Source organism: Clostridium sp. 2218st1_F5_2218SCRN_220325 (assembly GCF_039062665.1).
In the GTDB taxonomy this organism is placed as follows: domain Bacteria; phylum Bacillota; class Clostridia; order Peptostreptococcales; family Peptostreptococcaceae; genus Intestinibacter.
The window spans coordinates 190,367-215,103 of sequence record NZ_JBCLNH010000002.1 but is presented as its reverse complement, the minus strand read 5'-3'; the positions used below and the strand labels follow the sequence as shown (position 1 = coordinate 215,103).

The 24,737-nt window shown below is 27.3% G+C and carries 20 protein-coding genes and 1 other annotated feature; all 20 genes read left to right on the top strand.

Annotated elements, in window-relative coordinates; all coding sequences use genetic code 11:
• Positions 1-12: 12 nt before the first annotated feature.
• The 20 genes from ABCM86_RS02520 to ABCM86_RS02425 all read left to right on the top strand — a co-directional run bounded on the left by ABCM86_RS02520 (position 13) and on the right by ABCM86_RS02425 (position 24,562).
• Positions 13-1,056: a glycosyltransferase family 4 protein gene (locus ABCM86_RS02520; protein WP_343003419.1), complete on the top strand. Its 1,044-nt coding sequence runs from the start codon at positions 13-15 to the stop codon at positions 1,054-1,056.
• 49 nt (positions 1,057-1,105) lie between these two features.
• Positions 1,106-2,419 carry a hypothetical protein gene (locus ABCM86_RS02515; protein ID WP_343003418.1) on the top strand — a complete coding sequence of 438 codons (1,314 nt, stop codon included), beginning with the start codon at positions 1,106-1,108 and terminating at the stop codon, positions 2,417-2,419.
• 8 nt (positions 2,420-2,427) lie between these two features.
• Entirely contained in the window at positions 2,428-4,317 is a 1,890-nt protein-coding gene (locus ABCM86_RS02510) for an alginate lyase family protein (protein ID WP_343003417.1), read from the top strand.
• A gap of 12 nt (positions 4,318-4,329) precedes the next feature.
• On the top strand, positions 4,330-5,703 hold the full coding sequence (locus tag ABCM86_RS02505) for a UDP-glucose/GDP-mannose dehydrogenase family protein (RefSeq protein WP_343003416.1): 1,374 nt from the start codon (positions 4,330-4,332) through the stop codon (positions 5,701-5,703).
• A gap of 16 nt (positions 5,704-5,719) precedes the next feature.
• The gene (locus ABCM86_RS02500; RefSeq protein WP_343003415.1) at positions 5,720-6,850 is read left to right on the top strand and encodes a glycosyltransferase family 4 protein; all 1,131 of its coding nucleotides are present in this window, start codon (positions 5,720-5,722) and stop codon (positions 6,848-6,850) included.
• A 26-nt stretch (positions 6,851-6,876) separates the two neighbouring features.
• A complete protein-coding gene (locus tag ABCM86_RS02495; protein WP_343003414.1) occupies positions 6,877-8,070 on the top strand; it encodes a glycosyltransferase family 4 protein in 1,194 nt (397 codons plus the stop codon).
• Between the two features lie 2 nt (positions 8,071-8,072).
• Positions 8,073-9,191, top strand: coding sequence for a glycosyltransferase family 4 protein (locus tag ABCM86_RS02490; protein ID WP_343003413.1), 1,119 nt, complete (start codon positions 8,073-8,075; stop codon positions 9,189-9,191).
• 46 nt (positions 9,192-9,237) lie between these two features.
• Entirely contained in the window at positions 9,238-10,485 is a 1,248-nt protein-coding gene (locus ABCM86_RS02485) for an O-antigen ligase family protein (RefSeq protein ID WP_343003412.1), read from the top strand.
• A 17-nt stretch (positions 10,486-10,502) separates the two neighbouring features.
• Positions 10,503-11,639 (top strand): glycosyltransferase, encoded by a 1,137-nt coding sequence (locus ABCM86_RS02480; RefSeq protein ID WP_343003411.1) that lies wholly within the window; start codon positions 10,503-10,505, stop codon positions 11,637-11,639.
• Complete coding sequence (gene murJ / locus ABCM86_RS02475; RefSeq protein WP_343003410.1) at positions 11,639-13,177, top strand: murein biosynthesis integral membrane protein MurJ; 1,539 nt, start codon at positions 11,639-11,641, stop codon at positions 13,175-13,177. The genes ABCM86_RS02480 and murJ overlap by 1 nt, the downstream gene beginning before the upstream one ends.
• Before the next feature lie 182 nt (positions 13,178-13,359).
• Positions 13,360-14,175, top strand: a complete 816-nt coding sequence (locus ABCM86_RS02470; RefSeq protein WP_343003409.1) for a type I phosphomannose isomerase catalytic subunit — start codon at positions 13,360-13,362, stop codon at positions 14,173-14,175.
• Between the two features lie 27 nt (positions 14,176-14,202).
• Positions 14,203-15,084: a UTP--glucose-1-phosphate uridylyltransferase GalU gene (gene galU, locus ABCM86_RS02465; RefSeq protein ID WP_343003408.1), complete on the top strand. Its 882-nt coding sequence runs from the start codon at positions 14,203-14,205 to the stop codon at positions 15,082-15,084.
• A 109-nt stretch (positions 15,085-15,193) separates the two neighbouring features.
• Entirely contained in the window at positions 15,194-16,195 is a 1,002-nt protein-coding gene (gene galE / locus ABCM86_RS02460) for a UDP-glucose 4-epimerase GalE (protein ID WP_343003407.1), read from the top strand.
• Positions 16,196-16,337: 142 nt separating this feature from the next.
• On the top strand, positions 16,338-17,105 hold the full coding sequence (locus tag ABCM86_RS02455; protein WP_337814545.1) for a class I SAM-dependent methyltransferase: 768 nt from the start codon (positions 16,338-16,340) through the stop codon (positions 17,103-17,105).
• A 49-nt stretch (positions 17,106-17,154) separates the two neighbouring features.
• Positions 17,155-17,883, top strand: coding sequence for a class I SAM-dependent methyltransferase (locus ABCM86_RS02450; RefSeq protein ID WP_343003406.1), 729 nt, complete (start codon positions 17,155-17,157; stop codon positions 17,881-17,883).
• Between the two features lie 230 nt (positions 17,884-18,113).
• Positions 18,114-19,679 carry a ClC family H(+)/Cl(-) exchange transporter gene (locus tag ABCM86_RS02445; protein WP_343003405.1) on the top strand — a complete coding sequence of 522 codons (1,566 nt, stop codon included), beginning with the start codon at positions 18,114-18,116 and terminating at the stop codon, positions 19,677-19,679.
• A 194-nt stretch (positions 19,680-19,873) separates the two neighbouring features.
• Entirely contained in the window at positions 19,874-21,916 is a 2,043-nt protein-coding gene (locus ABCM86_RS02440) for an ATP-dependent helicase (protein ID WP_295571889.1), read from the top strand.
• A gap of 97 nt (positions 21,917-22,013) precedes the next feature.
• Positions 22,014-22,231: a binding site (T-box leader), on the top strand.
• Positions 22,232-22,292: 61 nt separating this feature from the next.
• A complete protein-coding gene (locus tag ABCM86_RS02435) occupies positions 22,293-23,123 on the top strand; it encodes a transporter substrate-binding domain-containing protein (RefSeq protein ID WP_295571891.1) in 831 nt (276 codons plus the stop codon).
• A 27-nt stretch (positions 23,124-23,150) separates the two neighbouring features.
• Positions 23,151-23,822 (top strand): amino acid ABC transporter permease, encoded by a 672-nt coding sequence (locus ABCM86_RS02430; RefSeq protein WP_295571893.1) that lies wholly within the window; start codon positions 23,151-23,153, stop codon positions 23,820-23,822.
• 17 nt (positions 23,823-23,839) lie between these two features.
• Positions 23,840-24,562, top strand: a complete 723-nt coding sequence (locus ABCM86_RS02425) for an amino acid ABC transporter ATP-binding protein (RefSeq protein WP_195929864.1) — start codon at positions 23,840-23,842, stop codon at positions 24,560-24,562.
• Positions 24,563-24,737 lie beyond the last annotated feature (175 nt).

Here is a 24,737-nt window from a genome sequence, read left to right as displayed (position 1 = left end):
AGGAATTTGTTTATGAAAATTTTAATGATAGGTCCTGAAAGAAATGTTCAAGGTGGAATTTCTAGTGTAATCAATAATTATTACAGCTCAGGTATGAATAGTAAGGTAGATTTAAAGTATATCGGGACTATGATAGATGGAAATAAAATTAAAAAATTAAATAAAGCTATAAAATCATATTTATATTTCATTAAAAATATAAATATGTATGATATTATTCATGTGCATATGGCATCGAGGGCAAGTTTTTATAGGAAATCTATTTTTATAAAATTTGCTAAAAGACATAAAAAAAAGGTGATAATACACTTGCATGGGGCTGAATTTAAAGAGTTTTATAGCCAAGAATGTAATGACAAACAAAAAAGATATGTTAAGAAAATATTTAGTTATGCTGATAAAATTATTGCATTATCAGAAGAATGGAAAGTATTCTTGGCTAATATTTGTTCAGAAGATTGTATTGAGGTTGTTTATAATGCAGTTGTAGTGCCAAAAAAAATAAATAAAGATTATAATGAAAAATCAATATTATTCTTAGGAAGACTAGGGAGAAGAAAAGGAACATATGATTTATTAAAAGTTATTCCTAAAATAGTAAGCAAGTATCCTAATGTCAAGTTTTATTTAGGTGGAGATGGAGATATTGAACAGGTAAATAAGATATGTGAAGAAAGCAATATTAAAAACAATGTTAAAATTTTGGGCTGGGTAGATTTTGATAAAAAGCAGCAACTTTTAAATAATTGTGGGATCTATATACTTCCATCATATAATGAAGGAATGCCAATGTCTTTATTAGAAGCTATGTCATATGGAAAACCAGTAATATCAACTTATGTTGGAGGTATACCTAAGGTTATAAAAAATAATAGCAATGGAGTACTCTTTTCAGCGGGAGATATCGATAAGCTATATAATTGTTTAGATGAACTATTATCAAGTGAAGAAAAAAGAAAAACTTTAGGTATGAATGCATTGAAAACTATAAAAGATAATTTTGACATTAATGATAATATTAATCAAATAATCAAGATATATAATAATATAATTTAGTTATTAAAAAGTATATATAATAAAAATTTAGTGTTCTTTGGGAGGAAAAATGGGTGCAAATATACTAAAAAGGCTTAATGAAAATACACCAGATTCAATAAAGTATATTTTTAATAGAGTAATTAGAAATAAGTTAATTAATAATAAACTATTCACAAAACAATATTTAGAATTAGATACATATAAAGAATTAAGTGTGAACGAAAGAAGAAATATACAACTTAAAAAGTTAAAAGATCACTTATGCTATGCATATGAAAATACTTCATATTATAAGAAATTATTTGATGAAATAGGTTTTAATCCATATCTTTTTAAAAATGAAGAGGAACTAAACAAAATACCTCTTTTGACCAAAAAAGATATTATATCAAACTATGAAGATTTTATATCAAAAGAGAATATTAACTATTATATATCAAGTACAGGAGGAAGTACAGGTAAACCACTAAGAATTTACTTAGAAAAAGATTCTATATATAAAGAAAAGGCATTTATATATAATCATTGGAGTAAATTAGGTTATGATTATAAGGAATCTAAAATAGCAACTTTTAGAGGTGTAGATTTTAAAGGTAGAATTAAAAAATATAATCCATTGTATAATGAAATTATATTAAACCCAATGAAGCTTAATGAAAAAAATATAGATATGTATGTAAGAGAAATTAATAATTTTAAATGTCAATATATACATGGTTATCCTTCAGCAATATATAATTTCTGTAAAATAATAAGTAAAAATAATATTAAATTAGATATAAGCATACAGGGAGTATTTTTTATATCTGAGAATGTATATAATGAACAACGTGATTTTATAGAAAAAATTTTAAAGTGTAAAACATTGTCTTTTTATGGACATTCAGAAAGGTTAGTATTTGCAGAAGAGAAAAATAGATACTATAAATTTAATGATTTGTATGGATATACTGAAATTATAGATATAGATAATGTAAATAGAATAGTTTGTACAGGGTTCTTAAATAAAAAGATGCCATTAATAAGATATTTAACAGATGATGCAGTAGAAGAAATTGATGGATCATATAAAATATTAGGACATCGAAATAAAAATGTTTTAATAGGAAGAAATGATGAAGAGATATCTATGGCAACAATGGAGTTTCATAGTAATGTATTTGAGAGAGTAAAATCCTATCAATTTGAACAATATGAAAAAGGAAAGTTACTATTTAATATAGTACCAGAGAACATATTAGATGATTGTGATATAGAAAATATTCAAAAAGAGCTTAATAAAAAACTTAATGGAATAATTGAATATAAAATAAACATTGTAGATAAAGTAAAAGTAACGAGCAGAGGAAAATTTGATATACTTATACAACAAATTAAGTAGGTGGTAGATTGAGTAATATTAATTGGTACATAAATAGATTAAAGGCTATGGGAATAAATGAAATTATATGGAGAATATCCCAAAAAAATTTAGCATTAAAGGAAAAAAGAACTTATAGAAAAAAAAAGAGTAGCGTTATTAGTAAGGTTTACAATGAAAAAAAATGTAACTTAGTAAGTTCATTTGATAAAGAAAAAATGTTTATTAACTATAAAAATACAAATTGTATATGTGAAAATAACTTATGGTTGTTTGATAAATACGACTATAAGAATTTAAAAAATAAATGGAATAGTGGGTTTAATACAACTAACCAATGGAATTCAAAATTTGCATATGATTTATCGTATAAACAAAATGATTTTATTGGAGATGCTAGAACTAACTGGGAGTTAAATAGACATTTTCAATTTACTATTCTATCTAAAATTTATTTTATAACAAAGGAAGAAAAATATTTAGATGAATTAAAATATTTATTTTATGATTGGAATAAAGAAAATCCATTTTTAATAGGAATATCTTGGACAAGTATAATGGAGATATCTATTAGAGCATATTCATGGATGATGACATTAGTTTTTCTACAAGAATCATTTATTGAAGATGAAAAGATATTGAGGGATTTAAAAGTAGGTATAATAAATATGGTTGATTATACCAATAAACATCATTCTAGATATTCATCTGCTAATAATCATTTAATTGTTGAGATGATAGTATTAGGAATCGCAGGTGTATTATTTAATGATAAAGAATGGTATATGAAAGCGATAGATGTACTTGATAAAGAATTATTTATACAAAACTATAGTGATGGTGTTAATAAAGAACATGCTTTACATTATCAGACTTTTGTAATGGAGGCAATATCATTATTTATGTTAGTTTTAAAACGTAATTCTATAAAATATCCAGAATCATGGAATGAATTATTAGGAAAAATGAGCGAATTTATATCTGATAATATGGATGAAGGTTATAATGTTTCACATTTAGGTGATTCAGATGAAGGGAAAATACTAGATTTATGCGGAAAACATATGAATCATTATAAATATGTTTTAGAATTAACTAGTTTATTATTAGGTAAACAATATATAGAGTTAAATGATGTACATGAAAATATAAGTTGGTTATTTACACAAGAGGAGATTAGATCTAAGAAATTAGTTTATGATAACACACATTCTAAATGCTATAAAGAAGGTGGGTATACAATAATGAAAAGTATACCTTCGTATAAAGATAAAGTATCAATAGTAATAGATCATGCAGAATTAGGATTTGGAAGTATTGCAGCACATGGTCATGCAGATGCTTTAAGCTTTACTATGAATGTAAATGGAAATAGAGTGTTTATAGATCCAGGAACATACATATATCATATAGATTTAGAATCAAGGGATTATTTTAGAAAAACAATAAATCATAATACAATATGTATTAATAATACTGATCAATCAGAAATGTTAGGAGCTTTTTTATGGGGTAAAAGAGCAAATACAGTTCTAAATAAATATGAACAAGATAAGTTTAAAGAAGTGTTAGAGGCTAGCCATGATGGATATAAGCCAATTATGCACACAAGAAGATTTGAATATAATAGAGAAAATATAATAGAGATAAACGATAAAGTTATAGGTAAAGAGTTTAACTGGACAAGTACATTAGTACTAGATCCAAGAGTTACTATAGTAGAAGTAAATAAAAATAAAATGAAACTAAAAGTTAATGAAAATAAAATTAATTTTGAAGTTAATGATAAGTTTGATATAGAAATTGAAGAAATATGGGTTTCAGAAATTTATAGTAATAAGATTAAATCTAAAGCAATTAAAATAAAAGGATTTGCAAAAGAATCTTTAGATTTAAATATAAAAATTAGAATAGATTAGGTGGTATAAAGAATGAATATAAGTATATTTGGATTAGGTTATGTAGGTTGTGTTGGAGCAGCATGTTGTGCAAAGTTAGGTCATAAAGTTATAGGTGTGGATGTAAATGAAAATAAAGTTAATTTAATTAATTCAGGAAGACCAACAATAATTGAAGCAGAAATAGAAGAGCTAGTAAAAGAAGCATATGAAAATAATATGCTAGAAGCTACTAGAGACGTTAATTATGCAGTTCTGAATTCTGAAATATCATTTATAGCTGTAGGTACTCCAAGTAGTAAACAAGGTCATTTAAATTTAAATTATATATATATAGTTGCAAAACAAATAGGAGAAGCATTAAAAGAAAAAAATGGTTTCCATATAGTGGCAATAAGAAGTACAGTACTTCCAGGGACAAATGAAGAGGTAGGAAATATAATAGAAAATGCATCTGGTAAAGTAAGAGGTAAAGACTTTACAGTAGTATCTAACCCAGAGTTCTTAAGAGAAGGAACTGCAGTAAAAGATTACTTTAATCCACCATTAACACTGATAGGTTCAGACAGTGAATATGCTATAGAAAAAATGAAAGAGTTATATATTGATTTACCAGCAGAATTTATAGCTACTGATATAAAGGTAGCGGAAATGATGAAATATGTTAATAATACTTTCCATGCATTAAAAATAGTATTTGGAAATGAAGTAGGAAACATATGTAAAGCTTTAGATATAGATAGTCATAAGGTTATGGAAATATTCTGTAAAGATAAACAATTAAATATATCACCTTATTATTTTAAGCCAGGATTTGCATATGGAGGATCTTGTTTACCTAAAGATTCTAAAGCATTAAAAACACTTGCAAAAGATTTATATGTAGATGTACCTGTTTTAAATAGCATAGAAAGAAGTAACGAACTACAAAAAGAAATAGCAGTAGATATGATAATGTCTAAATATAAAAGAAAAATAGGTATATTAGGACTTAGTTTCAAAGCAGGAACAGATGATTTAAGATGTAGCCCTATTGTGGATGTTATTGAGACATTACTGGGTAAAGGATATGAAATAAAAATATATGATAAAAACGTAAAGGTATCAGAGTTAACAGGAACAAATAAAGATTTTATAGAATCAAAAATACCTCATTTACAAGAATTTATAACAGATGATTTAGATTATGTTATAGAAAATAGTGATGTAGTTGTTGTAACTAACAAAGAAAAAGAATTTATAAATATACTTGAGAAGTTTGAGAATAAAGTGATATTAGATTTAGTAAGAGTATGGGAAAATGTAGATTATAATGGATACTATGAAGGTATTGCGTGGGGGAATATTAATAAAAATTATAGTCAATTAAATGAAATTAATAAAGATATAGCTGTTACTGATTTTTAAGAATGAAGGAGATATTATGAATAAAATATTATTAATATCTGGGTTTGTTACGGATACATATTCTGAGATAGAAAAATCTTTAGTTGAACTAACACTATATACAAATAAAAAGAAAGAAAAAGAAATAATTTGGCTTGTTCCAAATATAGAAAATAAATACAATAGATATAAAAATAAAGAATTATATGACTCATTAAATGAACCAATATATGTTAGTAAGCTAAGAGAAAAAAATATAAAAATGATAGAGTATAATATATCAAAATATAATATAGTAAAGAATTTCGTAGAGTTAAGAAAAATAGTTAAGGATAATAATATAAGTACTATATATACTCATTTTGGTTTTGAACGTTTTCATGCAGCATTTATCGGAACATTATTGGGAATTAGGGTTTTATGGAATGAACATTGGTTTTCATTAAGTACTAAATTTTCTGGAATAAAAAAAATTTTTTATAAATACTTCGTAGATGAATTTATCTGCATTTCAAAATGTATTCATGATTCAATTGAAAGTAATAATAAGTATCTAATATATAATGGAATTAATATAAAAGATAAGAAAGACTTATCATTAAAAGAAAGAAATAATATATGTAAAATTTTGGGCGTAGAAGAAAATAAAAAAAATGTGGTCATGGTAGCAGCATTTAGAAAAGAAAAGAGACATGATTTAGCAGCTAAAATAATAAAAAAAGTGGTTAATGAAATGAATAATGTTCAATTTATCTTATTAGGAGATGGAGAACTAAAAAAATCATTCGAAGAAGACGTATTAAGCATAGAAAATAATAAGAATATCAAAATTATGGGACATGTAAATAATGTAGAAGAATATTATAAGATATCAGATTTAGCTATGTTAACATCTTTAGATGAACCATTTGGATATGCAGTGGTAGAAGCTATGAGTTATTCTATACCATTTATTTCATTTAATAATGGAGGTCCAACTGAAATAATAGATAATGGTAAAGATGGTTATTTAATAGAAGAGCATAATATAGATGAATTTGCTAAAAAAATAATAGATATACTAAATGATGAAGAAAAAATGCAATATATTGGTAAAAATGCTGGGGAAAAGATTGAAAATAAATTCAATAGAAATTTATGGATTAAAAGTGTATACAATATTTTGTAGTCTAGATATAAAGAAGAGGTTTTTAAATGAATAAAAAAATACTAATAATAGTGGAAAATTTAGCAGTACCATTTGATACAAGAGTGTGGCAAGAAGCCACTACTCTTGTATCGAATGGATATACTGTTTCTGTAATATGTCCAAAGGGTAAAGGGTACGATAAAGAGTATGAATTACTAGAAGGAGTTCATATTTTTAGGCATGATTTACCGACAGAAGGAAATGGATTTATAGGTTATGTAAAAGAGTATGGCACTGCTCTATACCATCAATATAGGTTATCAAAGAAAATTTATAAAGAAATAGGATTTGATGTAATACAAGGATGTAATCCACCAGATAATATTTATTTAGTAGCTAATAGATTTAAAAAATATGGAGTTAAATATGTATTCGATCATCACGATATATGTCCTGAGTTATTTGAAGCTAAGTTTGGTAAAAAGGGATTGTTATATCAAAGTCAAGTATGGCTAGAAAAAAATACGTATAAACATTGTGACATGGCATTTGTTACAAATGAATCTTATAGAAAGATAGCTATAGAGCGTGGAAAAATGGATCCAGATAAGGTATTTGTACTTAGAAGTGGTCCTAAATTAGAAAGATTAAAAATACAGCCACCTAAGCCAGAAATAAAAAGAGGAAAAAAATATATGGTTGGATATTTAGGAGTAATAGGTCAACAAGAAGGTATAGAATATTTACTAGAAGCGGCTAAATATATAAAAGAAGAGAAGAAAAGAAATGATATATTCTTCGGAATTGTTGGAGGAGGTCCGCATTTAAAAGAGTTAAAACAAAAATGTACAGAGATGAACTTAGATGATATCGTTGAATTTACAGGAAGGGTATCAGATCAAGTGTTGTTAGACTATTTAAATACAGCGGATGTTTGTGTTAATTCTGATGAGTATAATGAAATGAATGATAAATCAACAATGAATAAGATACTTGAATATATGGCATTGGGTAAACCAATAGTACAGTTTAACCTAACAGAAGGGAAATATTCAGCTAAAGAGGCATCATTATATGCAGAACCTAATAATTCGATAGATATGGCAAAAAAAATTATAGAATTATTAGAGGATAAAGAAAAAAGATTATACATGTCTCAATATGGAAGAAATAGGGTTATTAATGAGTTGAGTTGGAATCATACAAGTAGAGCACTACTAGATGGATATGATAATTTATTTAAGGAGAAAAATAAATAAACATGAAAAATATAGTATTTTTACTGAATTGTATTAGGTTCGGAGGTGCAGAAAGGCAAACAATAGATTTAATAAATGGTTTATCTGAAAAGGGCTATAAAATACATTTAATAGTATTAAAGGAAAGTGGAGATAGTGATTATTTAAGAGGAACAATAAATAAAAAAATTGATGTATATGATTGTAATATAAGAAAATATTATGATCATAGTAAATTAAAGGAAATTAAAAAGTATATTATAAATAAAAAAATTGAATATTGTTTTTCTATAGGATTTTACTCAACTATGTATTGCAGTAGATTAAGCAATGATATAAAAAAAATAAGTATAATACATACAACAGAATTACCTAATTTAAAAGAGAAATTTAAAATGATTTACTATAAAAATATGATTAATTCAATGGATTATAGAATTTTTGTATCAAAAAATCAAATGTTATATTTAGAAAAAACGTATGGAATATCTACAAGCAATTCATATGTAATTCATAATGGTATAGATACAAATTATTTTAATTATAATAAAGTAAAATATTATAATAGAAATGAGATTTTAAATGAATATAAATTATCTAAAGATAAGGTGAATTTTTGTTATAGTGCAATGTTAAGAAGGGAAAAGAATCATTTATTTTTGATAGAAGTTATAAAAAGATTGATTAATAGTGGATATACGAATTTTCAATTTATCTTAGTTGGAGATGGTCCGGAATATAATAGAATAAAAGCTAAAATAAATGAGTATAATTTAGAAAAATTTATATTTATGGTAGGAAAACAAGAAAAAATAGAAAAAATATATTCTATATGTGATTACGGAATTATAGTATCTAATAGTGTAGAAACTTTTTCAATTGCTGCTTTAGAGCAATTATCATTAGGGATACCAATGATAATGTCTAATATAGGTGGAGCTAATGAAATGGTTTTAGATGGATATAACGGATACTTATTTGAAAAGGATAATATAGAAGAGTTAGAAAATATATTTGCTAAATGTATAAATGACTATAGTGGAATAGAACAAATAAAAAATAACTCTACTCATATAGTAAATAGCTTATTTACAAGGGAAATTATGATAGAAAAATATATACAATTTATTAATTTACTATAAGTATGAAGGTAATTTTTTATATGAATAAAGGAGAATTCAGAAGTAGATGGATATATATATAAAAAATCAAAATAAAGTTATTAAAAATTTTATTAGGTTATGTGTAATTTTAAATATAATAATAGGTTCTCATGTTTTGAGTGGTATTATATCACTTTATGGATATGGTTTATTCAATATACTAAAGCTTATAGTATTAATATTAACATATATGATTTCTTTAATTTTATTAGGCTGTATTTCCTTTAATAAAAATAAAACAATAATGAGTAATAATAGTTCTATTTTTATTTTTTTAATAGTATTTATAATAATTAATTTTTTAGGAAGTACTAATATATCTGTAAGTTTGAAAGGAATACTGTTTTTGATATGTGATATAGTAATGTGCATATCACTTATAAAATTTTTAAACGATAGGGAAATATTTAATTTAATTTTAAGTGCATTTATTATAGTATTTTTGATAAATATTATATTTACTTTTTTATTTCCAGAAATAGCACTTTCAACAAGAGATATTAGATACGAATTTAGTTATATGGGCTCATTTCCACAGAAAAATATTTTGGGTACATTTTTGGCATTGTTTTGTATTCAAATTTTTATAAAATTTATAAACACTAAGAAAAGAAAAAAGCCATATTGGTTAATGTTAATGATAATAGCTATAATTACTTTATTTATTACAAATAGTATGACTTCATTACTATGTTTTTTGATAACAATATTCATTATAATAGTGTCACATAAAAGAAGAAAAAATATAAATACTATAAAAATAGGGATTTTTATCAATATAATGTTTTTTTTACTGTTAAGTAATTTAAGCATAGTAGCTAGTTTTTTAAAAGCTATAAATAGAGATCCATCACTATCAGGAAGAATAGATATTTGGCAAACCTTATTTGAAGTTATAAAAAATAGACTATATTTTGGTTATGGATTTGAGAATTTATGGGATAATATCAGTTTTGTAAACTATATTCAAAATAGGGTGGGATTTAAATTTATTGGTAGCCATAGTGGAGTAATAGAAATTCTATTACAAGTTGGATTTATAGGTTTGACTTTGATTTGCATAGTACTATTACTTATACCCTTATTCAAAATAAAAAAATACAAATACAAAATGGATGAAATGAGTTTATTAATGCACAGCTATTATATATATTTTTTATTATATGCAATTACTGAAAGAGTATTCATATCAAGTGATTTTCAAACATTTTTGTTAATATTATTTGCGATTTACTTAAATAGTGAAAAATTATCAGTAGTAAAAAAAAATTAAACTAGGAGAAGAATTTTATGAAAAAAATATTATTTATATCAGATATGTTATGTCAGAAAAATATAGGAGCAAGTGCATTATCTTATACTCATTTAAATTCACTTAAGAAAATAAATAATATAGAGGTAGATGTTATATCACTTAATGGGAAAAATAATATAATAATTCAAGATGTTGAAAATATAAATTCATATAAATCTAAACTTGGATTATTAAACAACTTAATACAATTAAATACACCTTTTATAAATAATAGTATTATTAATTATATTATAGAAAAAATTAATAATATCAGATATGACTATATTTTTATAGACAATTCATATTTTGGAAAACTTGTTTATAAAATTAAGAAAAATACTAATGCAAAAGTAATAACATTTTATCATGATATTAAAAGAAATTTATGTTTACAATTATTAAAAGAAAAAGGTATGAGCTATCTCCCATTTTATATTGGTTATATCTATAATGAAGGAGTAAACGCAAAATACACTGATTATAATATAACATTAAATACAAGAGAAAGTAATATGTTAAATAAATATTATGGTATATCCACTGATTATGAATTACCTATTGTAATAAATGATTTTTACCAAGAAGGTAAACATGTTAAATCATTGAGTAAAAAAATTTTATTTGTAGGAGCATATTATGCACCTAATAATAATGGATTGATTTGGTTTATAGATAATGTAATTCCTAATATAAAAGAAGATATAGAATTGCAAGTTGTAGGAAAAAATATGGAGAAAATAAAAGATGAAGTCAATAGTAATAAAGTAAATATTATAGGAAGTGTGGATGATTTATCTGCATATTATAAAGAATCAGATTTTGTTATAGAACCAATTTTTCAAGGAGCTGGAATGAAGGTTAAGACAGCAGAGGCAATGATGTTCGGAAAGGTTATTCTTGGAACAGAAGAGGCATTAGAAGGATACAAAAATGAAATTAATAATAGAAAATTAATGGTTTTTGAATGTAATACAGCAGATGAATTTTCAAAAACTATTAACGATATATACGATGGAAAGATAAAAATAGAAAAGTTTAATAAAGATATTAGGGAAAATTATATAGAAAATTACTCACAAGAATCAGCAAAAAAAATGCTAGAGAATATATTATTCAATAAAAAGGAGAAGTAATGAGTAAAGTAGCTAAAGCAACAATTAGTCTAATATTAGCCACTACCATAGCAAAAATATTAGGTTTTTTTAGAGAATTAGTGTTAGCATCTTCATATGGTGCTTCTATGTATAGTGATGCATATTTAACAGCTATAAATATACCAAATGTTATATTTACAGTAATAGGTGGTACATTAGCGACAGCTATAATACCTCTATATTTTGAAATTAAGAAAGATTTAAATGAAAAAGAATCATTAAAATATATAAATAATATGTTAAATATAGTATTAATTATATGTGTGTTATTAACGTTTTTAGGTGTTATATTTACAGAAAAAATAGTCAAAGTTTTTGCGATAGGATTTGAGGGAGAAATTTTAGAACTATCAATTAACTTTACTAGAGTTATTATGGGAAGTTTATTATTTAGTGGATTGAGTTATATAATGACATCATATTTACAAATAAAAAATAGATTTACTATTCCAGGTCTAATAAGTATTCCACGAAATATAATAATAATTACATCAATAATTATTAGCGTAAAATATGGAGTATATATTATGATTTGGGGAACCCTCTTAGGGATTTGTGCAGAATTTTTATTTCAACTTCCATTTGCTATAAAGGAAGGATACAGATATAAATTATATATTAATTTAAAGGATAAGTATATAAAAAGAACATGTTGTTTGATAGGTCCTATACTTATAGGTGTAGCAGTAAACCAAGTAAATTCACTAATAGACCGTACTCTAGCATCAACGTTAGTGGAAGGATCAATATCTGCCCTTAATTATGCCAATAGATTGAATGGATTTGTAATGGCATTATTTATAACTTCAATTGGAGCAGTTATATACCCTATATTATCACAATTATCAGCAGAAGAAAATAAAGAAAAATTTATTAAATCTGTAGTTAAATGCATTAATACAATAATACTTTTAGTAATACCAATATCCATTGGGGCAATAATATTATCTACACCTATAGTAAAGCTATTATTCCAAAGAGGTGAGTTTGATGAAAGAGCAACAAGTATGACTGCTATAGCTTTAACAATGTATTCTATAGGTATGGTAGCCTTTGGGCTAAGGGATATATTAGGTAAAGTTTTTTATTCTTTGAAAGATACAAAAACACCAATGATAAATGGGGTTATTGCAGTTTGTATGAATATAATATTAAATATAATTTTAGTTGAATATTTACATTTAGCTGGACTAGCGTTAGCAACAAGTATATCTGCAATAATATGTATATTAATGTTGTTTAAAAGTTTAAAAAAGAAAATTGGATATTTCGGACAAGATATGATTTTAAAGACGACAGTTAAATCTATAATATCGTCACTTATTATGGGGATAATTATAAACTTTGTATATAATGTACTAAGTAAACTTATGGGAAGTGGATTAATTATTGAAATGATATTGCTATTGATTACAGTTGTAATAGGGGTAATAGTATATGCAATAGTAATTATATTATTTAAAGTAGAAGAAATTAATGAATTTATAATCAGTATAAATAAAAAAATAAAGAGATAGCACGTAATTAACTAATACTGAATATATTAAATATCCTTATAAAAAAGACAGGGAAAAAGGATTTTTTTATTTTTAATATAAAAAATGAACATACTAAAGAATTTTCTTATAAATTAATTTGAAATATAAGATATATAAGGAAATTTATAAATGAATTATTAGAAGAGACTGGGGAGAAAATTATGAAAGACATAGTGCTAAAGCTAGAGCCATTTTACAGTGAAAAGGTATGGGGATATGAGCAGTGGACTTTATCCACTCATAGAAATGGTCATTCTAAGATAAAAAATAGTGACACTACTTTAATTAATCATATCAAAGAAGAATTACCAATTCTTAATAAAATAATAAAAGCAGAGGATACTTTATCAGTACAAGTTCATCCAGATGATGAGTTTTCAAGATTGCATGAAAATGATAATGGAAAGACGGAATGTTGGTACATACTAGAAGCTGATGAGGATGCACATTTAATTTGTGGGATTAAAGATAATCACACAAAGGAGTCTTTTGCAAAAGTTATTGAAGATGGTGAAATAGAACAACACTTAGAAAAGATAAGTGTTGAGCCAGGAGATATGATTTATATTCCGAGTGGTACGGTACATGCTATTACTGGCGGACTAAAACTTATTGAAGTCCAACAAAGTAGCGATGTTACATATAGAATGTATGACTGGGGAAGGGATAGGGAAATGCATATTGAAAAATCACTTCAGGTCATAGATTATGAAGGAAAAAATAAGGGTGGTAAAATAGAGAATTTTACAAAGTTAGAGACACCTTATTTTACAGTTGAAAAGATAGATGTTGAAAATGTTTACAGCGATGCTGTGCATGAACAGGACTTCCATTCTTATACTGTTATAAGTGGAAGTGGACAAATAAAAAGTAATAACGATGTTATAGATTTGAATAAAGAAGATACAATTTACATACCAAAGGGTGTGGAGTATAAAATTGATGGAGAGTTAGAACTTCTTAAATCATACGTTTAAATACAAAATTAATCGTGGGGGAATGAAATGAGTAAAAGAGTAAGAAAAGCAATAATACCAGCTGCTGGTCTTGGTACAAGATTTTTACCAGCGACTAAAGCGCAAGCGAAGGAAATGTTACCAATAGTAGACAAACCAACACTTCAATACATAATAGAAGAAGCGATTGAATCGGGGATTGAAGAAATACTAATAGTAACAGGAAGAAGTAAAAAATCTATAGAAGATCACTTCGACCGTTCTGTTGAGTTAGAACTTGAACTTGAGCAAAAAGGTAAAACTGAAATGCTAGAAATGGTTCAAGATATATCAAACATGGTAAACATTCACTACATAAGACAAAAGGAACCAAAAGGATTAGGACATGCTGTGCATTGTGCTAAGAGTTTTATAGGAAATGAGCCTTTTGCAGTTTTACTTGGGGATGATATAGTAGACGCGGAAACTCCATGTTTAAAACAAATGATAGATGCTTATGATGAATATAAGACCTCAATATTAGGTGTACAAGAAGTTGCAAAAGAAAATGTGGACAAGTACGGAATATTAGATGTTAAATATATTGAAGATAGAGTGTATAAAGTAAAAGATATGGTTGAAAAGCCATCTGTTGAAGATGCACCTTCTAATATAGCGATACTTGGAAGATATATAATAACTCCTGAGATATTCAATATATTAGAAAATCAAGAGGCAGGCAAAGGTGGAGAGATTCAATTAACTGATGCTCTTCAAACTTTAGCAACTAAGGAAGCTATATATGCATACAATTTTGAGGGAAGAAGATATGATGTTGGTGATAAGTTAGGTTTCTTAGAAGCAACTGTAGATTTTGCTTTAAAAAGACCTGAGCTTAGAGATGAATTTGAAGCATTTATAAAAGAAAAGGCTGCTTGTATAGAAAGATAGATATTGAGATTATGCTTATTAATAAGGCATAAATTTATTAAATTAATTAGCCTCTGGAAAGTTTTTATTATAACGACCAGAGGCTTTTATTTAGAGGGAGAATTTTATTATGAGTATATTAATTATAGGGGGAGCAGGGTATATTGGCTCTCATACAGTGAAATATTTTATTGAACAAAATGAGGATGTAATAATTGTAGATAATTTATTAACAGGACATAAAGAAGCTATTTTAAGTGATAAGTTTTATGAATGTGATATAAGAGATAAGGAAAATTTAGATAAAGTATTTAAAGAAAATAATATAGAAGCTGTTATTCATTTTGCAGCAAATTCACTAGTTGGAGAAAGTATGGTAAAACCATATGAATATTATCATAACAACGTATATGGTATGATGTGTTTATTAGATGTAATGAAAGAAAATAATGTAGATAAAATAGTATTTTCATCTACTGCGGCTACATATGGCGAACCTAAAAATATACCTATATTAGAATCTGATGAAACAAATCCAACTAATACATATGGTGAAACAAAGCTAGCTATGGAAAAGATGATGAAATGGTTTGACAATGCATATGGGACTAAATATGTTTCATTGAGATATTTTAATGCTGCTGGTGCATATTTTGATGGAAGTATTGGTGAAGCTCATACTACTGAGACTCATCTTATACCATTAATACTTCAAGTTCCTCTTGGAAAAAGGGAGCATATAAGTATATTTGGTAATGACTACGATACTAAAGATGGAACATGTATAAGGGATTATATCCACGTTATGGACTTAGCATCTGCTCATTATAAAGCATTAGAATATTTAAGAAAAGGAAACCAAAGTAACATATTTAACTTAGGTAATGGAAATGGATACTCAGTTAAAGAAGTTATAGATGTAGCTAGAAAAGTTACTAATCACGACATACCAGCTAAGTTAGAAGAAAGAAGAAGTGGAGATCCTGCTGTTCTTATTGCATCTAGTGATAAGGCTAAAGAAGTTCTTGGGTGGAAACCAGAGTATGATTCACTTGAAAGAATTATAGAAGATGCTTGGAGATGGCATAAGAATAATGTAAATGGATATAAAGAACTAATGCCTAATTTATAATTTGACTCTAAAAAAACAATGTGCTAAAATTTAATTAACAATGAATAATTAATTAACGGTGTCATGAAGATACTTGCACTCTACAAGTGCGTGTATTTTTATGGCATTTTTTGTTTTATAAAAGAAATAAGGGGTGGGAATTATGAGTATGAAAGAATTTTTAAAGGAAAATGAGAGATATTGGGCTGACAGGGCAGAGGGATATTGCCAAGTTAATATAGGGGAGTTAAAAAGCGATAAAAAATTAGAATGGATAGATATTATAAAATCTAATGCACCAGTTTTTGCTGGGGATAGAAGATTAAAGGTATTGGATATAGGATGTGGACCAGGATTTTTCTCAATAATATTAGCATCTGCTGGGTACGATGTGACTGCTGTTGATTATACTGAAGAGATGTTAAACAAAGCGAGAGAAAATGCAGGTGATTTGAAGGACAAGATTAAGTTTAGAAGAATGGACGCACATAATCTGGAGTTTGGAGAGGGAGAGTTTGATTTAATTGTAACTAGAAATCTTACTTGGAACCTTAAAGATCCTGAAAAAGCTTATAAAAGTTGGTATAAGGTATTGAGAAATGGCGGAAAGATGATAAATTTTGACGCCAATTGGTATTTACATTTATTTGATGAGGAAAAAAGAAGAGAATATGAATCTGATAGAAAGAATGTGGAGCTTTCTGGAATGGAAGACCACTACACATGCACAGATATAGATTCTATGGAAGATATAGCTAGACAACTTCCACTTAGCAAGATTCAAAGACCTGTTTGGGACAAGATTGTTTTAGATAAAATAGGTTTTAAAAATATACAAATAGACCAAAATATTTGGACAAAAACTTGGAATAAAGAAGAAAAATTAAATTATGGTTCTACACCTATGTTTATGATAATTGGGGAGAAATAAACAAATAAAAAATACATCAACTTAAAAGGGATATATGGAGGCGATTTAAATGAATTTAGTAGATAGAATAGAGAGTTATTGGTCAAAGAGAAGTGATGATTTTTCTGACTTAAGAATAGAAGAGTTAAACAGCGATAAGAGACAATTATGGCAAGATGAAATAATATCAAACTTACCAGATAAAGAACATTTAAAAGTATTAGATGTTGGGTGTGGACCAGGATTTTTCTCTGTTATATTAGCATCTTTGGGGCATGATGTTGTTGGGATTGATTTGACAGAATCAATGATAGAAAAAGCTGGGGAAATAGCTGATATGCTAAATTATGATATAGATTTTCAGGTTATGAATGCACAAGAGTTGAGTTTTGATGATGAGGAATTTGATGTAGTTATTTCTAGAAATTTGACATGGACATTACCTGATATAGAAAAGGCTTATAAGGAATGGTACAGAGTTTTGAAAAAAGATGGAGTGCTTTTAAACTTTGATGCCGATTATGGACATGTTTCATTAAAAGAAGAGATGAAATCATTAGGAGAAGAACATTCACATAATATGATGGATTCAAGTTTGGTAAAAGAGTGTGATGATATTAAACAAGAGTTAGAAATAAGCAAAAGACGTAGACCAATGTGGGATGAGAAGTTTCTACAAGAAATAGGGTTTGAGTCATGTAAAATAGATTGTGAAATAAGCGGGAGGGTTTATAAAATAAAAGATGATTTTTATAATCCAACACCTATGTTCAAAGTCTGTGCGATAAAAAGTAGATAATAAATAGAAAGATAGGATATAAGAAGTTTGAATAATACTTTTTATATCCTTTTTTATAATGCATAGGAAATTATAATCAGCTTTAAATTGTGGATAAATATAATTTCCGTTGATGCATTTCAAAAAAATCTACATTTTTAAAGGTCTTTAGGATAAAGATTTTTTTAAGTTGTATAAAATCTCTTTTTCTAATAAAATAAGATTGAATAGAAGGGAGATTAAATATATTTATGAAACATGATCATGCAGCAACAAGGAGAATGCTCAGCTATGGCGAATTGAAAAAATATCAAATATTAGCTGAATCTCTAATAGTAGGATTAATCGTAGGACTAGTAATAGTCTTGCATAGGGTTATTTTATCGAGCGTATTTTCTTTATTCAAAAACTTCTATAGTTTAGGAAGAGAAAATTTCGTATATATACCGGCTATTTTTGCGGTATTAATATTTTTAGGATATATTGTAGGGAAATCAGTAAAGATAGACCCTATGATAACAGGTAGTGGAATACCTCAAGTTGAGGGGATTTTGCTCAGAAAGCTAAAGCAAAAGTGGTATAGTGTTTTAGTTTTAAAATTTGTAAGCGGTCTTGTCTGTTTGGGGACAGGTTTATCACTAGGGAGAGAAGGTCCATCTGTTCAAATTGGGGCATGTGTTGGAGAGGGATTTGCCGAAACGACGAAAAAAATGGACAATGAAAAGAAATATTTTATAACATGTGGGGCGAGTGCAGGGCTTGCGGCGGCGTTTAATGCACCTATGGCAGGTGTTATGTTTTCGCTAGAAGAGGCGCATAAAAACTTTTCACCAATTGTTCTTCTTTCGGCTATATCGGCATCACTTGCGGCTGATTTTGCATCTAAAAACTTCTTTGGATTAAAACCATCACTGAACTTCCAACAATTATCAGCAATGCCGTTAAAATATTATTGGGCATTATTAATTTTGGGAATTGTAATAGGCATTAGTGGAACGATTTTTAATAAAGGATTATTAGTATCTCAAATACTATACAAAAAAACAAACTTATCAATAGAAATGAAATGTATAATTCCTTTTATAGTAACTGGAATAGTTGGACTTACAGTGCCGGCGTTATTAGGTGGTGGCCATGATTTAATAATGAGTTTACAAAATTTAAATATACATATGGAATTATTAATTGCTTATATAATTATTAAATTTATATTTACTTTTGTATGCTTTGGTTCAGGTGCACCTGGGGGGATATTCTTCCCATTATTAACACTTGGTTCTTTGGTAGGTGATTTTGTGGGAATAATTATGGTTACTTATTTTAATATTCCACAGGAGTATTTACTAAACTTTATAGTAATTGCGATGGCGGGTCATTTTGCAGCGATAGTTAAATCACCGATTACAGCGATTATATTAATTTCAGAGATGACAGGTTCACTAAATCACTTGCTTTCTTTGGCAGTTGTATCGTTAGTGGCGATTTTAGTTTCTGATTTATTAAAAACAAGACCGATTTATGAGGCTTTATTAGACAGGATATTACAAAGTAATAATTCGAAATTAGAAGGAAGTTATAATAAAAAAACATTAGTAGAAGTTTCTGTAGAATTAGGTAGTACAATGGATAATCATTGTATAAAAGATATACAATGGCCAGAGGGGTCTTTGGTTGTATCGATATTAAGAGGTGAAAAAGAGATAATACCTCATGGAAAGACACTTCTTTTGGCGGGGGATTTAGTAACCGTTATGACAAATGAAAGGACAGCCCCAAATGTGTTGGAAGAAATCGGGGCAAAGGCAAGTTGTTCTTAAAATAGCATTATTTAATAAAATTTATTGAATAAAGTACTATTTTATGTATTTTTATATAAAAATAAGATAACAATTAAATAAAGATATTTTTACATATATATTTGATATAATAAAATAATGTAGATAATTTAATAAAATCACGGCAATATAGATTATGTTGTCGTGATAATTTTTAATACATTAAGGTGGAAAATATGATAGATATAGATAATTTAAATAAAAATCAGCAAATAGCAGTAAATCATGTCGATGGACCATGTATGGTATTGGCTGGGCCAGGGTCAGGAAAGACAAGGGTAATAACTTATAGAATTGTGAATATGGTCATGAACGAAGGTATACCACCAACTAGAATCCTTGCGATAAGTTTTACAAAGGCATCTTCAATCGAGATGAAAAACAGAGCCTTAAGTATATGCAATGATTTTAGAATGAATAAGGTAACTTTCGGTACGTTTCATGCGGTATTTTTCAGGATTCTTAGAAAATTTGAAAAGATGAATTTAGATAGTATTTTGGACGAAAAGACAAAACGTTTCGCACTTAAAGGGATTTTAAAAAGTCTAAATGTAGAAAATGGAGAAGATGATGAGCTTATAGGCCAAGTTATAAATGAAATCTCATATGTAAAAAATGAGCTTATGGATAAAGCTGATTTTCACTCTGAAGTACTTACAAAAGACGAATTTATAAATACATACAATATGTATGAAAATTATAAAGATGAAATCAAAAAAATAGACTTTGACGATATGTTAATCAGAACATACTACTTATTACAAAACAATCCGCAAGTGCTTGAAATTGTGAGAAATGTATACAAATATATTTTAGTAGATGAGTTCCAAGATGTTAACAAAGTTCAGTTTGAAGTTTTAAAATTAATTGCGGGTGAAGATAAAAATATATTTGTAGTGGGAGATGAGGACCAAAGTATATACGGATTTAGAGGTTCAAGACCAGATTTCTTACTTAAATTTAAAGACTACTTTAAAGATGCAAAAGAAGTAAGACTAGATATAAATTATAGGTCAAAATCAGAAATAATAAGCACTGCAAATAGATTAATTGACAAAAATCAAAACAGATACAATAAAGTCATCAAATGTGCCCAAGATGAAAAGGGAAATGTGGAATATTTAACTCCAAAAGATTCGGAAGATGAAGCTATACAAATAGCCAAGGATATACTAGAAAAGGTAAAAGAAGATTATGTTGAGTATGACGATTTTGCTGTAATATACAGAACAAATATCCAGTCGAGAGCATTAGTAGATGTATTTATGGATATGAGGATTCCGTTTGTAATTAGAGATTCTGTCGTTACGATATACGACCATTGGGCAGCAAAAGATATATTATCATACTTAAGATTATCAATTGACCCAGATTCAAACCAAGACTGGATAAGAATAATCAACAAACCATTTAGATATATATCTAGAGAAAGCATAAACTCAGTAAAAGATGAAAAATTTTTCTTAAATGCTTTAATAACGAAGTGTAACTTACACCAAAAACAAGTAAAAACAATAACTGATTTAGAAATAGATTTAAGTTATTTAAAAGCATTATCACCAAAGAATGCAATTTCTTATATAAGAAGTACGCTAGACTATGATAAGTATATATTAGATTATTGTATGAATAGAAAAATAAAACCAAATGGCTTAATCGAAATACTTAACGAGGTTGAAAGTTCTTCATCAAACTTCCAAACTATAGAAGAATATCTAAACCATATAGAAAAGGTAAAAGAAGAATTACAAGAAAATCAAAAGCACAAAGAAGTAAATGGAGTAATATTTACAACTATGCACAGTGCAAAAGGTTTAGAGTTTGACAATGTGTATATAATCGGAGTAAATGACGGGACTATACCTCATGAAAAGTCATACGATATAGAAGATGATGAAAAACGAGATGAACAAATAGAAGAAGAAAGAAGACTTATGTATGTTGCAATCACAAGGGCTAAAGATAGATTATGCATAAGTTGCCCACAAAATAAATACGGCAAGAAAGTCTCTATTTCTAGATTCATAAATGAAATAGAAGAACCATTAAATTCAGAATTAAAGCAAGTAAGTGTTGGTGATAAAGTATATCACAAGACATTTAAAGAAGGAAAAGTAATAGAAAAGAAAAACAATATGATAACTGTAAAATTTAAAAATTCTACAAAGACTTTAGACTATAAAATATGCTTAAGAAAGAAAATTATAAGAATAATATAAGAATATTAAGAATAATATAAAATAAATAAATTAAAATTATTTAAAATAATTGACAAAAATGTAAAATATATCTTATAATTAGTATTAATTTAATACAAATAATTCTGTGAAAAAGAAAGTAGCATAAATATAAATTAAAGCGAGCTGAGTATGGTGTGAGTCAGCAATGGAGTTTATTGTGAAGAGAGCTTTGGAGAAGACTATCTGAGATAACAGTAGGATAGGAGGTATGCCTGCCTTAAAGGCTTGAGTGGATAATTAAAATTTTATTTTTGATTATCAAAAAGAGTGGTAACGCGGTAATTCGTCTCTTAGTTTTTTAACTAAGGGACTTTTTTTATACAAATTTTTATATAGGAACAAGGGGGAATTAATAATGAAATTAAAAAAATTATTAGCAACAGGATTAGCAGCAATGATGGTTATGGGATTAGTTGGATGCAGTAGTTCATCAGGAAGTTCAAGTGCCCAAACAGACAAATTACAACAAATAAAAGATGCAGGAGTATTGAAAGTAGGTACAAGTGCTGAATATTCTCCATATGAATTCCACAAAGTTGTAGATGGAGAAGACAAAATCGTTGGATTTGATGATTTCGTAGTTCAAGAGATTGCAAAAGATATGGGAGTAAAAGTTGAATACGAAGATATGGGCTTTGACGGTTTATTAGGAGCATTACAAGCTGATAAAGTTGATATAGTTTTAGCTGGTATGACACCAGATGAAAAAAGAAAGAAAAGTGTGGACTTCTCTGAAATATACTACACAAATAGCAATGTTTGTATAGTTGCAAAAGGTAAAGAAGATTCTATAAAAAGTTCAGATGATTTGAAAAAATTAAAAGTAGGGGTACAAAAAGGATCAACTCAAGCAGATTATGTTACTAATACATTAGGAATAACTGATGCAACTCAATTAAAAAGAATACCAGATTTAATGTTAGAACTTCAAAACGGTAAAATAGATGTTATAGTTACTGGTAAAGCAGTTGCTCAAATAAACGTTAAAAAATACGACCATATAGCAATATGTAAAACAACAGTAGGTGATGATGTTGCAGAAACTGCTGCTGCAGCAGTCAAAAAATCTAGTAAAAATGCTGATAATACTTCATTCTTAAAATCTATAAATGACACTATAAAAAGATTAGAAGATAGTGGAGATATGGATAAATACATGGAAGAAGCTTTAAAATTAGCAGAATAATAGGCAATTAAATTAGGAGATGTGATTATGGATTTTAGTATATTAAATGGATACTATGGGGTACTTATGGAGGGTACTAAATATACAATTTTAGTATCATTAGTATCTTTAGTAGTAGGATTTGTACTTGGCTTATTGATTTGTCTAATGAAAATGTCAAATTTTAAAGTTCTAAAGCTTTTATCTAGTGCTTATGTACAAATATTAAGAGGTACACCTTTATTTGTTCAAGTTTTTATTATTTATTTTGGTTTACCACAAGTAGGTATAGATTTCCCAGATGTAGGGCCTATATCATCTAAATTTATCGCTGGTGCATTTGCATTATCTATAAATTCAAGTGCGTATATAGCAGAGATATTTAGATCAGGAATACAATCAGTTGATAAAGGTCAAATGGAAGCTAGTAGATCATTAGGTTTAGGATATACAGATACTATGAGATTTGTAATAGTACCACAAGCTGTTAAAAACGTATTACCAGCATTAGCAAATGAATTTATAACATTAGTAAAAGAATCATCAGTTCTTTCAGTTATAGGAACTCAAGAAATCATGTTTAAAGCTGGTATAGTCGTTACAGCAGTTTATAGTCCAATGGAACCATATGTAGCTGCAGCAGTTATATATCTTGTATTAACAACAATATTATCAAAATTAGTTGGTATATTAGAAAAGAAACTAGCTAAATCAAATTAATAAGGGAAAGTGATAAAATGATAAATATAAAGAATTTGCATAAATCATTTGGAGATTTAGAAGTAATAAAAGGTATTGATTTAGAAATCAAAAAAGGTGAAATAGTAACTATAGTTGGACCAAGTGGCTCTGGAAAAAGTACAGTACTTAGATGTATGAACTTATTAGAAGTTCCAACAAAGGGGCAAATAATATTTGAAGGAACAGATATTACAGATAAAAAAGTGAATATTGATGAAATTAGACAAAGAATAGGTATGGTATTCCAAAACTTTAATCTATTTCCTAACATGACTGTTTTAGACAATATTACTTTGGCACCAATGAGATTAAAAAAATTAAGCAGAGAAGATGCCAACAAAAAGGCAGAGATATTACTTGAAAGAGTAGGATTATTAGATAAAAAAGACTCTTATCCATCACAATTATCAGGTGGTCAAAAACAAAGGATAGCAATAGCTAGAGCATTAGCAATGGAACCTGATATGATGTTATTTGATGAGCCTACATCAGCTCTTGACCCAGAAATGGTAAAAGAAGTTTTAGATGTTATAAAGGAATTAGCAGAAGATGGTATGACGATGGCAATAGTAACACATGAGATGGGATTTGCAAAAGAAGTATCAGATAGACTGTTATTCGTAGATGGAGGAAAGATAATTGAAGACGACAAACCAGAAGTTGTTTTCGAGCATCCAACACACGAAAGAGCAAGAGAATTCTTCTCAAAAATACTATAAAATTCGCTGCGCTCATAGCGCCAACGACTTCGTCCGTTGCTTAAAATTCGCTGCGCTCATAGCGCCAACGAATCAAAGATTCCGTTGCTTTAGATAAACAGAAGGAGGTTATTAAAATACTAATCGATTAATATTTTAATAACCTCCTTTTCTTTTTGGTTATAGATTTTATTAA